Genomic DNA, 14,040 nt, shown 5'->3' on the forward strand with positions numbered 1-14,040 from the left:
CCCTCACCGGCTTCTTCACTCGCTCAACCTCATCCCAGGATCCTCCCATGACCGATGACACCCCAAAGTCAAACCGCCGACATCTCCTGAAGCTCGCAGTCGCCGCGCCCGCCGCCTTGGCTATAGCCTCCTCGGCAGACGCAAAAACCGCACCGTTTTCATTGCCGCCGGCAAATGATGGCCTGACGCCCTTCAAGGTCTCCATCCCGCAGGCTGCGATCGACGATCTGAAGCGCCGGCTTGGAGCCACAAGATGGCCCGAAAAGGAGACCATCGAGGACTGGTCTCAGGGTGTACCTCTGGCAAAGGCCAAGGCGCTCGTCTCCTACTGGCGGAATAAATACGACTGGCGCCGGTTCGAGCGGCAGATCAACGCCTATCCTCAGTTCCGCACGAAAATCGATGGTCTCGGGATTCACTTCATCCATGTGAAGTCGAAGCACGAAAACGCCCTGCCGATCATCCTTACCCATGGATGGCCGGGCTCCGTCGTCGAATTCCTGAAGGTGATCGGGCCGCTGACCGATCCCACCGCCCATGGCGGCAAGGCGGAAGATGCCTTCCATGTCGTCATCCCCTCGCAACCCGGTTTCGGCTTTTCCGACAAACCGAGCGAGGTCGGCTGGACCGTGGTGCGCACCGCCAACGCCTGGGGCGTGCTGATGAAGCGCCTCGGCTATACCAGGTGGGTGGCACAAGGCGGCGACTGGGGTTCGGGCGTCACACACGCGCTCGGCCATGTCCGCCCCGAAGGCTTGGTTGCCGCGCATGTCAACTGGCCGCTCGTCTTCCCCGAAAAATTCCCGGACAACCCGACGCCGGAGGAAAAGGCTGCCATGGACGCCGCGATGAAATTCGCAAGCGACCAGTTCGGCTATTTCAAGGAACAGGCGACCCGGCCGCAGACGATCGGCTATGCGCTCGAGGATTCGCCCGTCGGCCAGGCCACCTGGATCTACGAGAAATTCCAGGCCTGGACCGATAACAAGGGCGAGCCGGAGGATGCGCTGACGACCGACGAGATGCTGGACGACATCGCGCTCTACTGGTTCACCGGCACCGCAGCGTCCTCTGCACGCATCTACTGGGAGAACGCCCGTAATGGCGGCGGCTTCGATGCCGGCCGTATAGAGCTGCCGATGGCCGCGACCATTTTCCCCAAGGAGATCTACCGGGCCCCGAAGGCATGGGCTGAGGCACATTGGCCGAACCTCTTCTACTGGAATGAGGTCGACAAGGGCGGCCATTTCGCCGCCTTCGAGCAGCCGGCGCTTTTCTCGGAAGAGATGCGCAAGGCATTCCGTTCGATCCGCTGAACCCGATCCAAACCACCACCAAGAGGAAACTTAAAATGACCAGCAACGAGGCCGTGATCCGCGAACTCTACCGCACCGCCGAGGTGAAGGATGTCGACGCGTTCGTCGCGCTTTTTGCCGAGGGCGGATATTTCTGGGACGTTTCGGCAGGTGCCAAATATTACGGCCGGGAAATCGGCAATACGGTCGAGATCTATGCGAAAGCCTTTCACGACATGCACCGCGAACTCGGTAATTTCTACGTCATGGGCGATGTTGTCATCGTCGAGCTGACGCTCAACGGCACCCAGACCGGACCGCTCGCCCTTCCCGCCGGCACGATCGGGCCGACCGGACGTGAGATGCATGCGCCATGCTGCGACGTCTTCCATCTGAAGGACGGCAAGGTGACATCTTTCCACTGCTATACTGCCGCAACGATCATTCTGGGGCAGCTCGGCGTGCTCGGCAATCTCGGCGCCTCGCTGATCTGATGGTGCCGGATCCTGCATGATGGCCGGGATTATCCACCTCAATGGATAGTACGTCTAATCGTGGCGACTTCTGACAGTCCGAGAGGGGAATTATTTTCCCCTCATCGAATGGATTTCTCCCACCCCGGACAACATCAATGACCCCGACAAGCAAGACCTCATCCGCCGGCTTCGACCCGTCTCGCCGATTTCTGCTGACGGCTGCCGCTGCCCTTCCCGTCATCGCCGCCGTCGAACCGGCTGCCGCTGCGCCAGCAAGTCTGGCGATACCCGTAGCCACCGAAGCTGTCACACCGTTCAAGGTAAAGATCCCGGCTGTCGCGATCGACGACCTCAGGACCCGCCTGAAGATGGCCCGGCTTCCCGAAAAAGAGACGGTCGATGACTGGTCGCAGGGTGCGCCGCTGCACTCCGTCGAATTGCTTCTCACCTATTGGCGGGACAAGTACGACATGCGGCGGATCGAGAAACGCCTCAATGCCTATCCGCAGTTCCGCACCGAGATCGATGGCCTCGGCATCCACTTCATCCATGTGAAGTCGAAGCATGATGGCGCACGGCCGCTGATCCTCACCCATGGCTGGCCGGGATCCGTCATCGAGTTTCTCAACGTCATCGACCCGCTGACCAACCCGACCGCCCATGGTGGAAAGGCAGAGGATGCGTTCCATGTGGTCATTCCCTCCCTGCCCGGCTTCGGTTTTTCCGACAAACCGACGAAGACCGGCTGGGGCCTGCCGCGTATCGCAAAAGCGTGGGCCGTGCTGATGCAGCGTTTGGGATATACGGAATATTATGCACAGGGCGGCGATTACGGCGCCGGTGTCACGACCTGGATGGCCAAGCAGCACGTGCCCGGCCTGAAGGGCATCCACCTCAACCTTCCGATCCTCTTTCCACCGCCGATCGAAGGCACACCGACCGCCGAAGAGCAGGCGTCGATTGCGCAACTGATCGCATACGGCACCCACGAAGCCGGTTATGCCAAGCTCCAGACGACACGGCCGCAGACGATAGGTTACGCGCTCACCGACTCCCCGATCGGGCAAGCAAGCTGGATCTACGAGAAATTCGGCAACTGGACCGATTCCGACCATCATCCGGAAAAGGCGCTGGGCTACGACCAGATGCTGGACGACATCACCCTTTACTGGCTGACGGAAACCGCGGCTTCCTCCGCCCGGCTCTACTGGGAAAGTTTCGAGACGACCTTCACCCCGCAGAAACTGGATATTCCGGTCGGCGTCAGCGTCTTTCCGGGCGAACTGTTCCGCCCGCTGAAAATCTGGGGCGATCGCATGTATTCGAAGCTCACTTATTGGGGCGAGGCAGCCCATGGCGGCCATTTCGCCGCCTTCGAGCAACCGCAGATCTTTACGGAAGAGCTGCGCAGGGCTTTCGCCACGATGTAGTCTCCGGCGCCCCGCTGCGTGGAATAATTCGCCCCCCAATTTACCACTGGATCTCGTCGCCGACACGCCGGGAGCATGGCGGCGCGCCCGTAAGGCCAATCCTGTTGAAGATCGGCGCACGGAAAAGCACGAGGCTTCGTGACCATTTGGACAATCCTATTGGCGAAGTCCCAGCGCCTGCCGGATGTGAGCAATAAGATACAATTTGCGCAATTCCTCACATCCGCAAAGCGCCTCACGCAATGCATGGTGAAAAGGTGATCCGGTCATCCGGATCACCTGCCTGCTGACCGATCGGCAGAAATTTCATCCATCGGGGAATAGGCGCCGGCCTCCGGTGTCTACCGTCACAGTCGAACAACTTGAAAAGGGAAGACTGCCTTGCGACGCCAAATCCTCGTGCCTGCCCTATCGCTGCTTCTGTCGATTACTATCGCCAGCGCCGCATCCGCTCACGCGCATCTGAAGACCTCCACGCCGGCGGACGGCGCGCGCCTGAATGTCTCGCCAGCCAAGATCGCGATCGAAGTGTCCGAACCGGTCGAACCGGCATTCTCGCATCTGGTTCTTCGGTCTGCCGATGGCCGCGAGGTGCCGCTCGGATCGGAGACGCTTGAAGCCGGAGAGCACCTGACCGCCTCGCCGTTGATGACATTGCCTGCGGGCCACTACACAGTGGAATGGAGCGTGCTTGCGGTCGATGGCCATCGCACGTCCGGCACCACGAGCTTCGAGGTGATGTCGTGACGCCGCATGCTGCCCTTATCGTCGAACGTATGGCGAGAGATGCGGGCCTGTCGCTGATCTGGGGCGCCGGTGGGTTTGCGCTGATTGCCGGCGAGGAACTCCAGAAACCGCTAGTGGCGGTTCTGCGCCGCCCCATTCAGATCGCCGTCACGCTGGCAACGACGTCGGCGCTCGCAACCATACCCTTCGAGACGGCTGAATTCGGCCTCGGGTGGCAGGCGGCCCTGCAGCCCGAGCTGCTTTGGAGCGTGGCATCTCAGACGCATGCCGGGATTTCCGCCACCGCTCAAGCCGTGATCTGCATCGCAATGGTGGGTGCCTTCGCCACCGGGCGGGAAAAGCTTGGTGTCGGCCTCGCCGGCCTTGCGCTGGCGGAAGTGCCGACGACCGGACATTTGGCCGAAGGACTGGACCTTGCCGGAATCGCGCATATCGGCATCGCCGCCGTCCATATATTGTCGGCGGCCGCCTGGGTGGGCGCGCTCTTGCCCTTCATCGCACTGGTACATCTGTCGCGATCTCCGCAGCTCAGAACAGCGGCCATATCGGCGATGCGCCTTTTCTCCCGCGGCGGCCACGTCGCAGTTGGCCTCGTCCTCTTGACCGGCATCGTCAACATCTGGGTCATCGTCGGGCATTTGCAATTTGAGTGGCATGTCACGTATCAGCGGTATCTTCTGCTGAAGGTCGCGGTGGTTGGCGCCATGTGCGCCATCGCTGTCGTTGACCGCTACGTCATCGTCCCCCGATGTCCCACAGATCCCCGTTTCGCGCGGAGAGCCCTGATGGCTGGCGCCGCCTGCGAGATCGCGCTCGGGCTTTGCGCCTTTGCACTCGTCGCCACCTTCGGGCTCGAAGACCCGAGCTGAAAATAAATCGCACATCGTTGGAATAGATGCCTCACCCGGTTGTCTACCCATCTGAAAGCAGAAGGAAGAACCCAATGACGATCTGGTCAAACCGAAAATCGCTCGTTCTTGCCGCCTCGATACTGGCAGTTACTGGCGCCTGCACCGCCTTCGCCCATGATCCGGCGCAGCACGTTCATGCGGCCGCATCGGCAAAAGACGCTGGCCCCGAGGCCGCCTACCTGGCCGAAAATGATGCGGCCATGAACAAGATGATGGCGGACATGGAGGTTGAGCCAACCGGCGATGTCGATCGTGACTTCGTGGCGATGATGACCCCGCACCATCAGGGCGCCATCGACATGGCGCTTGCCGTCCTCAAATACGGCAAGAACGAACAGCTCAAGCGCATCGCGCAGGAGATCATCGTGGATCAGCAGCAGGAGATCGCAGCCATGAAGCTTGCGATCGGTGATCCGCTTCCCCCATCCGGCGCCGCCCCGACCCAGGTCGCCCCGGAGAACACCCCCGCCCGATCCAAGCCCAGCCAGGCCATGGATCCAAACATGAAGATGTAAGTCAAAGGTCTTTCACCATGAACATCCGGACATCCTTTGCCGCCAGCTTGCTGGCGGGCAGTATCCTTTTGCCTTTTTCCGCCTTCGCAGGACAGGCTCCGTTTGCCGCATCCGACCCGGATATCCCGTTCAGCAGTAAGGACCGGGTCTATGCCGCCGAGCAGTTCTCCAATACCGTTTCCGTAACCGATCCCGCGACCAACAAGCTGCTCGGCGTCATCAAGCTCGGTGATCCCCAGCCCGGCAACCTCTCGCCGCTCTACAAGGGCCAGGTCCTCGTCCACGGCATGGGCTTCTCGCCGGACAAGAAGACGATCGCCGTCGTCTCGATCGGCTCCAACTCCGTCACCTTCATCGACACGGCCACCAACACCGTCAAGCACACGACCTATGTCGGCCGCTCGCCGCATGAAGCCTTCTACACGCCGGACGGCAAGGAAATCTGGGTGACGGTGCGCGGCGAGGATTATATCTCCGTCATCGATGCCAAGACCTTTGAAGAGACGGCGCAGATCAAGGTCCCGGCCGGCCCCGGCATGCAGATCTTCTCGCCTGACGGCAAGTACGGCTATATCTGCTCATCGTTCAATCCGGAAACCGTCGTCGTCGACCTCTCGAACAAGCAGATCGTCGGCCATGTCAAACAGGCAAGCCCGTTCTGCCCGAACATTGCCGCTTCACCCGATGGCAATCAGGTCTGGTTCACGCTGAAGGACACCGGCAAGGTGCAGGTCTTTAATGCCAAACCGCCCTTCGACGTCATCAAGACCATCGATACCGGCCCGATCACCAACCACGTCAATCTCGTTACCAACAAGAATGGCAGCTTCGCCTATGTCACGGTCGGCGGTCTGAACGAGGTAAAGGTGTTCCGTACCGACAATTTTGAGCAGGTCGCGACGATCCCGGTCGGCAACCTGCCGCATGGGATCTGGCCGTCGGGTGACGGTACCCGCGTCTATGTCGGCCTTGAAAACGCCGATGCCATGGCCGCGATCGACACCTTGACCAACAAGGTCATCGCGACGATCCCGATCGGCCAGGCGGCACAGGCCGTCAATTACGTGCCGAACGCCGTTCCGGAAGGTGACGGATTACAGAACCTGCAGCCGCTTGGCACAGCAGGCGAAGCCGCGCATCTGAAACTGTCTGCAAAGGGTGACAAGGAAAAGAAGAGCCCGACAAGCGTCACGCTGTTCGATCAGGGTCTGACGCAGGTCCTGCAGGCTTCTGCCACGGGTCTTGAGCCGAAGACGATGTATGTGCTTGCGCTGTCCGACAAGGCCGATGGAAGCGGACCGCTTCAAGGCCTTTCGAACTTCATGACCAACCCTGCCGGTTCGGCGATCGTCAATGCGGTCGGCCCGATCCGCCAGATCGTCGAATCCAGGCACAAGGACGAGCGCCGTTATCTGGTTATCGCCGCCTCGCACGACGGCAAGCCAGGCGAGGTGCTGCAGGTCCAGGCCGATTGATGTGAAAGGATGGCCCGCAGCTTGACTGCGGGCCATCCGTCCTGAAGGATTTGCACCATGGATGACCTGCTTTTCCAGGTAGAGCCTATGATCCCGGCGCTGAGGCGTTACGCCCGTGGCCTGGTCAGGGATAAGGAGACGGCGGACGACATCGTTCAGGATTGCCTCGAGCGGGTGGTCATGAACTGGAGCCGCCGACGCGATGACAATGCCCGCTCCTGGGTGTTTGCAATCCTGCACAATCTTGCGGTCAACAGGATACGCCAGGACGCCAGGCGCGCCGACCTCGTCACGCTTGAGACGATGCCGGAGGCGACGGCGGCCGTGGATGCCGGGCAGGACAGGACCTTGTTCGGTCAGGATGTCCTTGCGGCGATCGACCGTTTGCCGCCGGACTATCGCAGCATCCTGCTCTTGGTTGCCGTCGAGGATTTGAGTTATGCCGAAGCGGCAACCGTCCTCGACGTGCCGGTCGGAACCGTTATGTCCCGCTTGTCCCGCGCACGCGAGCAACTGAAGCAGATCCTTGAAACCAGTCCAGCAGACACCAAGGCCAAAGGCCCATTTATCCGGAGGGTCAAATGACGAAGAGACCGATCAGCGAAGATGACCTACAGGCCTTCGTGGACAGAGCGCTCGATGCCGAACGCCACCTTGAAGTGGCAGCCTTCCTCGAAACTGACGATGACGCGGCCAAGCGTGTCGCGGCCTACAGGCAACATACCGCAGCGCTGAGATCAGCCCTGGCACCGGTCGCTGCCGAGCCGATACCGAGCCGTCTGAACCTTGCAAATATCATCGAAAAACAGCAACTGCCCAAAAGACGGCCGGTTGCGCGGATGGCCGCCGCAGCCGTTATCCTTCTCGCGATCGGGGCTTCGGGCGGCTGGCTGCTGAAAGGCTATAACATGCCGCCGACCGAAGGCGTCGCAGCCTTAGCGCAGGAAGCATCGGCCAGCTACAGTGCGTTTGCACCCGATCGTGTGCGACCGGTCGAAGTGCGAGCCGATGGCAGTGATGATCTGAAAGTCCTTGCCTCGGCAACCATCGGCGGCGAAGCCGTGATCCCGGATCTGAGCAAGTCCGGCTATCGGCTGATGGGGGGGCGCGTGGTTCCAACGCCCTACGGATCGGGCCTCATGCTTATGTATGACAACGATAAGGGTAGCCGTATCGTGCTGCTGACCAGGCGTATGCAAGTCGATTCCGACAGAGCGATGGTACCAAGCGATCAGCACGATATTCATGGCTGGAGCTGGGCCAAGCAGGGATTGGGGTACAGCCTCGTCGGCGGCATTAACTCCGAGGACCTACATCCTATCGCCGACGACATCCGCTCGCAGATCTGAGGGCTCAACGCCTTGCGAGCTCAAAATTCCACCTCGAACGTTTCGAGTGTCAAGTCGCGGAAAGCCTTGGAGGCTTCTGTCAATGGCAAAGATGCCGACGCTGCGAGAACGATCTTGTGCGGTGGAATGTCGTCAGAAATTTCAAGACGCCGGACACCTTGCCCATCGTAGGTCGCGTCATGTGCGATGTCCGTGGCGAGCAGGCTGAAACCCAGCTTGTTGGCAACCATCGACCGAACCATCTCGATCGACTTCGTCTCCAGAGCGATCGTCACCGGCAATCCCTGGCTTTGGGCGATCGAGAGAAAGAAGCCCCTGCTATGCGGCAGGCTTATGAGAATGAGGGGATCTTGCAGCAGGTCCCGCACGAACACCGTCTTATTGTCGGCGAGAGGATGTCCTTCATGCACAAGTGCATAGGGGCGAACCTCCTTGAGGCTGGTGAGATGCAGCCCGGCCGGAAGCCCGACATCATACATGACCGCGAGGTCAATTCTACCTGACGTCAGTCCCTCGACGAGGCCGCGAAGGTCGTCCTCGACCAACTCCACGCGACTGCCAGGAAAGCGTTCCGCAAACAGACGAACAAGCCTCGGGACATAACGCGGCCCGACGGTGGAAAACACGCCGAGCGTCAGTTTGTGGGCAACCATATCGGCGGGCCTTGCAGAGAAAACCCACTCCGCCTGATCCAGCAGCCGCCGAAATTCGGGGATTTTCGAGCGTCCGAACGGGGTGACCTGCAAGCCGTGACCTGACGTCCGTCGGAAAAGCGCTTGCCCGAAATGCGCCTCCAGTTGCGTGACTGCCTGAGAGACCGATGGCTGCGACACATTGAGCGCCCTGGCGGCCGCGGCGGTCGAGCCTTTGTCGGCGACGGCGAGAGCGTATCCCACCTGTCTGAGGTTAAAGGGTACAGGCAAACTCAATATCTCATATCATCAATCTATATTTCTACCTATATCCCAAAATTGAATAGGCTGGAAGCTCAACAGGAGCGGACCATGCCGTCGACCAAAAGACCATTAAGCGGGATAAGGGTCATCGATTTTACCCGAGTCCTTGCCGGTCCTTACTGCACGGCACTCCTGGCGGACATGGGCGCAGAGGTCATCAAGATCGAAAGCATCGAGGGCGACGACTATCGGCACATCGGGCCCTTCTTCAACGGCAAAAGCGCACTTTTCGAAGGCGTCAATCGTGGCAAGAAATCCATTGCCATGGATCTCAAAAATCCGGACGAGATCAAAGCGCTTCGTGCCTTGATAAGCCGATCCGATGTGGTGGTCGAAAATTTCCGCCCTGGCGTCATGGCCAAGCTGGGCCTCGGGCCGGAGGTTTTGCGCGCAGACAGTGACAGGCTCGTTTTCGCGTCCATATCCGGCTTCGGACAGACGGGGCCGAATGCCATGCGCCCCGCATACGACATTATCGTCCAAGCCATGACGGGGCTTATGGAACTCACTGGCAGCGAGACCGGCGACCCGACGATGATCGGCGAATCGTTTGGAGACGTCGCGGCAGGTCTGTTTTCCAGTTGGGCGATCATGGTCGCGCTCTTCGAAAGAGAAAGGACCGGAAGAGGCCGGACGATCGACGTCTCTCTTTTCGACTCGTTGCTGGCAATGATGCCGACAGCCGCTGCGCGGGTTCTTCTCGCCAATGGCGATCCGGCGCGCACCGGCAACAAGCATCCCCTGTCGGCGCCCTTTGGTGTTTATCCCGCAGGGGACAGCTTTTTTGCCGTCGCGGTGCTGAACGATCGGCTTTTCAAAGCTTTCTGCGAGGTCATTGGCTGCCAGGATTTCATCGACGATCCGAGGTTCGCAACGGATGCCGGGCGGCGAGAAAACGAGCCGGCCCTGGCCGAAGCAATCATCGCGTGGGCACGGGATCTGACCGCAGCCGATGCCGTCAAGATGCTGGCCGATGTCGGCGTTCCCAGCTCAGAGATCGTGTCCGCGCGGCAGGCGTGGATGTCGTCGCAGACCCATCATCGAAGCCTGTATTCAAATGCAACAACGAGAGATGGAGGCGAGCTTCCCCTGCCGGAACAGCCGGCACATTTCATTGGTGACCAACGAGGAGGACGCAGGGCAGCTCCGGAGCTGAATGAACACAATGATGAAATACGCGAACTGATCGAGGCAGCACGTCCATGAGCGATCTGAACGAAGAAGAAAGATTGATACTCGACCAGATCGAGCGTTTCGCCAAACAGGAACTGTTGCCCTACGCGCCTATTCTCGACGCCAACGAGGAGACCGCCACGCGCCACCTGGCGAGCATGGCCGCCCTGGGACTGATGGGATTGAACATCTCGCCCGACCACGGCGGCCTGGGCCTGAGCGGTGTCGCCCTTTATGAAGCGGTCGAGCTGATTGCCGGAGCCTGCGGCTCGACGGCGTCCATGCTGACCGCCCATTTTCTCGCAACGGATTCGATAGAGATCGGCGGCAACGAGGATCAGAAAGCGCGGATCCTGCCACTCGCCACGGCCGGCGAAATGCTGGGCGCATTTGCTCTCACGGAACCTCAGGCGGGTTCCAACCCGGTCGATATGAGTACGAGGGCGGTGAAGTCCGAGCTTGGATATCACATCCGTGGCACCAAGTGCTTCATTTCCAATGCAGCTTACGCGGACTTCATCATTGTCTACGCGAAAACCTCTCCCGAACTGGCAGCACGGGGCATCAGCGCCTTTCTGGTCGAACCGAAAGACATTCCGGGAATTGAATTCGGCCTGCCAGAGCGGACCATGGGCCTCAGAGGCGGCCACGTCTTCACTGTTACGCTCGATTGTGTCGTTCCATCATCAAGCCTTTTGGGGACGGAAGGCTCGGGATTTCGAACTGCACTGAGTGCTCTCGATAACGGTCGCATCGAAGTGGCCGCGCAGGCAACGGGTATAGCTTCGGCAGCACTCGAGGCTGCACTCGCCTATTCAAAGGAGCGCAAGGTCAGCGGACATCCCATTTCGGATTTTCAAGGTCTACAGTGGATGCTTGCCGACTGCGCCGTCGACCTTTCGGCCGCGCGTGCGCTCGGCCTGAACGCGGCGAAGATGCGGGGCACCGGCCGACGATACTCGACCGAAGCTGCAATGGCGAAGCTGTTTTCGACGGAAGCCGCGGCGCGCATTGCCGACAAGGCTCTCCAGATTCACGGCGGCAATGGTTACACCCGAGACTATCCGCTTGAGAGATATGTCAGAGATCTTCGCATATTGCGGATCTACGAAGGCAGCTCGGAGATCCAGCGCAGCATTATTGCGAGGAGTCTTCTGCATGGACGGTAAGTCGCATTTCGGTTCTGCCTTCTCTTGGTGTTCGTCGTTGTTCGGAGCGTTGAGCCGTTGCCCTATCGCGGTCTCCGGCCGGTCCACCAAGCGCCACCGGTGCCGATATGACGACGATCTTTGAGAATGACCTCCCCGAGAACGTACTGAGTATCGAGAGGAGAAGCCGGATCTGGAATGGCGCTATTGTCGAAGACATTCATGAACATGCCGCCGGCCGCGTTCTACACCCGATGCCGCATGCAAACGAAACGCGATTTACCGTCAGTTTGGCAGAGGTCGGAAGCACGACGGAATGCCGTCTGAAGCCAGACAAAGCCAACCCGGTTGAGCACAGCACCAATCATATGGCGGTAATATCGCGGGGGCTACCATGGTGGGGATACTCAAGTCAGCTTCACTATGCCAGATACGCCATGATCGTATTCGACCTCCCCATTCTGGAGGCGCGGCTGCAAGGTGACTTTCGACCTGCCATCTTCGAACAGCCTCGATTGCGCTTCAACGATCCGCGTATCCTCTCCCTGGTAAAAATGCTCCTCGATATTCCCGATGCCGGAGGATCATACTCCCTGTTGGGCGACAGCCTGGTGGCGGGCGTGCTGGCTTTGCTGAGCGCGATACCTTTGACCGAGCGACAATCTATGAAACTTGCCCCTTGGCAGGTTCGCCGGGTCAAGGACTACATGCTGAGCAGGCTTCCTCAATCGATCGAACTTGCTGAACTCGCTGCGCTGCTGGGTCAGTCGCAATGGCACTTTTGCCGAGCCTTTAAAGCGTCGACCGGCATATCTCCGTACCAATGGCAGCTCGAGGAGAAAATCAAAATGGCCCAGGAACATCTTCTCAAATCAGATGCTCCACTCGACCTTATTGCAGAAGCGACAGGCTTCAGTGACGCCATGCATCTGATACGGGCATTTAAGAAACGAACCGGCCAAACTCCGGCTGCTTGGCGTCGCGAGAACGGCTTTCGATAATTGCACCGCCTACCATTCGTCGCCGAGATCAAAATGCCGGCAGAAATTTCAAGGACAAGATTTTGAAATTGCGGAAGAAATTCAATCTAGCCGATAATCAGACCGCCATCCGCAGGCTTCTTTTCATGGCCCGCCACAACATCGGCGAACAGAGCAGGCGCCGTCCGATGCCGATCGTGCGGATGCTGCGAGATGAGCTTGGTCGTTAACGTTACCATGCATCTAGCGCTGCTTTTGTTTTCGTTTATTCCGGTATTCCGAGAGAAAGAATTGGTTGCGGGGGCCTGATGACATGGAGACTTGTCTATTGCGTCCTGAGCTGGAACTGTTTCATCATCAATTAAGCGACGTGGTCGGATCTTTTCTTCTCAGAGTAACGCATCAATCCGACCTGAACCATTCCGGAATTTGGGGGTCGATCTGCTCTTGCTCCATAACCTTGGCTCCCGGCTCGGCAAAATAATCGACAAGATCGGATATCAAGGAACGAGACGTCTCGTTCTGCCGCATCCTGAAAATCCCGACCGGTGCCTCGCCAAACTCCTCTGCGAGCTGGCGCGACATGAGATGCGGGTGCAAGGTCCGACCCAAAGCGCGTTCGATCGTCCGAAAGATCCAGGTGCCGTCAGGATCGATGTCTGACCAATGGAAAAATGGCGTAGTCTCGGGCAGAATGGAAGCAAGTTCAGAGAGCGCTTTTTGGGTTGCAAGCGAAGGGTAGCCGCCGACATAGAGCGTGAGGCCGATCCGATGCTGATCGACTTCCATCACGTGCCGATTGAAGCTGGCAAAATTCTCGATCGTCAGCACATAGGCAGGGGACATGGCGAAGCTTATCCGCATCATCTCAGTTGGCGGAATACCCAGATATGATAGCGACGACGAAACGAGCTGTTGATCGAGCAGAAAAGCACCGGACAGCAGCAGCGGCGGACCAAAACGTTCCAAGCCAAGAGCTGCCAAAGCCGCGCGGGCATTGTTCGAAGGCGGGATATCGATAACGGCCCCGATCAGCCGCAGCACCGCGCCTTCCAGCTTTTCCAGTGCCTTGCTGTTTGCAACAGTCCGACGCGAGAATGTGCGGTAATCAAGCCCATGATGGGACCCATCCAATATGGCCTGTGCCAGAATGATGGCGTCGCGCATGGATGCAGCATTATCGGCACCCATGTATGCCCAGGTTTTGTTACGCGACCATGCATCGATCGCCGACAAAGCCGCCTCGTGCAGCTTTGGGTGCAGATCGAGCCCTTGCAGCATTGCCTCGCCGGCTCCTGTGGCCGCCTCACGAGCCGGCGTCCGGCCAAGATACTGGTACAGCGATCCGGCATCGACAAGCCTGACGAATTTGAGCTCCGCGCGTCTGCGCCCGCTGCCGTAAACACGGTGGATGCACCCTGCATTCTCGGCCGCAGCGATCGATCTCGCAAACGCATCACCTGCCGTGACACTTGGAAACGCGGCATGATCCGGATAACCGACCGGCTGTGCGGCCCCCGCTTCAAAGCGATCGAGCAAATCGTGAAGCAAACCATCGGCACTGTCGAATTTGCGAACCACGACG

Annotated in this window: 14 protein-coding genes; 12 read left to right on the forward strand and 2 right to left on the reverse strand. The window is 59.3% G+C overall.

Annotated elements, in window-relative coordinates; genetic code table 11:
* Positions 1–47: 47 nt before the first annotated feature.
* The 9 genes from FHW37_RS31035 to FHW37_RS31075 all read left to right on the forward strand — a co-directional run bounded on the left by FHW37_RS31035 (position 48) and on the right by FHW37_RS31075 (position 8,198).
* Positions 48–1,316, forward strand: coding sequence for an epoxide hydrolase family protein (locus FHW37_RS31035; protein WP_145643426.1), 1,269 nt, complete (start codon positions 48–50; stop codon positions 1,314–1,316).
* 35 nt (positions 1,317–1,351) lie between these two features.
* Complete coding sequence (locus tag FHW37_RS31040) at positions 1,352–1,789, forward strand: nuclear transport factor 2 family protein (protein ID WP_145643427.1); 438 nt, start codon at positions 1,352–1,354, stop codon at positions 1,787–1,789.
* A gap of 137 nt (positions 1,790–1,926) precedes the next feature.
* A complete protein-coding gene (locus tag FHW37_RS31045; protein ID WP_145643428.1) occupies positions 1,927–3,201 on the forward strand; it encodes an epoxide hydrolase family protein in 1,275 nt (424 codons plus the stop codon).
* 381 nt (positions 3,202–3,582) lie between these two features.
* Positions 3,583–3,948, forward strand: coding sequence for a copper resistance CopC family protein (locus FHW37_RS31050; protein WP_145643429.1), 366 nt, complete (start codon positions 3,583–3,585; stop codon positions 3,946–3,948).
* Positions 3,945–4,817 (forward strand): CopD family protein, encoded by an 873-nt coding sequence (locus FHW37_RS31055; RefSeq protein WP_186458492.1) that lies wholly within the window; start codon positions 3,945–3,947, stop codon positions 4,815–4,817. Before FHW37_RS31050 ends, FHW37_RS31055 begins: the two co-directional genes overlap by 4 nt.
* Before the next feature lie 74 nt (positions 4,818–4,891).
* On the forward strand, positions 4,892–5,374 hold the full coding sequence (locus tag FHW37_RS31060) for a DUF305 domain-containing protein (protein WP_145643431.1): 483 nt from the start codon (positions 4,892–4,894) through the stop codon (positions 5,372–5,374).
* Between the two features lie 17 nt (positions 5,375–5,391).
* Positions 5,392–6,849, forward strand: coding sequence for a YncE family protein (locus tag FHW37_RS31065; RefSeq protein ID WP_145643432.1), 1,458 nt, complete (start codon positions 5,392–5,394; stop codon positions 6,847–6,849).
* Positions 6,850–6,906: 57 nt separating this feature from the next.
* Positions 6,907–7,434: an RNA polymerase sigma factor gene (locus tag FHW37_RS31070; RefSeq protein ID WP_145643433.1), complete on the forward strand. Its 528-nt coding sequence runs from the start codon at positions 6,907–6,909 to the stop codon at positions 7,432–7,434.
* Positions 7,431–8,198, forward strand: a complete 768-nt coding sequence (locus tag FHW37_RS31075) for an anti-sigma factor family protein (RefSeq protein WP_145643434.1) — start codon at positions 7,431–7,433, stop codon at positions 8,196–8,198. Before FHW37_RS31070 ends, FHW37_RS31075 begins: the two co-directional genes overlap by 4 nt.
* A gap of 20 nt (positions 8,199–8,218) precedes the next feature.
* On the opposite strand, the gene FHW37_RS31080 is transcribed toward FHW37_RS31075, so the two are convergent.
* Entirely contained in the window at positions 8,219–9,127 is a 909-nt protein-coding gene (locus tag FHW37_RS31080) for a LysR family transcriptional regulator (RefSeq protein ID WP_246691018.1), read from the reverse strand.
* Positions 9,128–9,202: 75 nt separating this feature from the next.
* Here FHW37_RS31080 and FHW37_RS31085 point away from each other — a divergent pair, with 75 nt between their 5' ends.
* The 3 genes from FHW37_RS31085 (at position 9,203) to FHW37_RS31095 (ending at position 12,476) form a co-directional block, all read left to right on the forward strand.
* Positions 9,203–10,360: a CaiB/BaiF CoA transferase family protein gene (locus tag FHW37_RS31085; RefSeq protein WP_145643435.1), complete on the forward strand. Its 1,158-nt coding sequence runs from the start codon at positions 9,203–9,205 to the stop codon at positions 10,358–10,360.
* Positions 10,357–11,496: an acyl-CoA dehydrogenase family protein gene (locus tag FHW37_RS31090; protein WP_145643436.1), complete on the forward strand. Its 1,140-nt coding sequence runs from the start codon at positions 10,357–10,359 to the stop codon at positions 11,494–11,496. Before FHW37_RS31085 ends, FHW37_RS31090 begins: the two co-directional genes overlap by 4 nt.
* 107 nt (positions 11,497–11,603) lie before the next feature.
* The gene (locus FHW37_RS31095) at positions 11,604–12,476 is read left to right on the forward strand and encodes an AraC family transcriptional regulator (RefSeq protein ID WP_145643437.1); all 873 of its coding nucleotides are present in this window, start codon (positions 11,604–11,606) and stop codon (positions 12,474–12,476) included.
* Positions 12,477–12,857: 381 nt separating this feature from the next.
* On the opposite strand, the gene FHW37_RS31100 is transcribed toward FHW37_RS31095, so the two are convergent.
* Positions 12,858–14,036 carry a Wadjet anti-phage system protein JetD domain-containing protein gene (locus FHW37_RS31100; protein ID WP_145643438.1) on the reverse strand — a complete coding sequence of 393 codons (1,179 nt, stop codon included), beginning with the start codon at positions 14,034–14,036 and terminating at the stop codon, positions 12,858–12,860.
* Positions 14,037–14,040: the final 4 nt, after the last annotated feature.

Source organism: Neorhizobium alkalisoli (assembly GCF_007829835.1).
In the GTDB taxonomy this organism is placed as follows: Bacteria; Pseudomonadota; Alphaproteobacteria; order Rhizobiales; family Rhizobiaceae; genus Neorhizobium.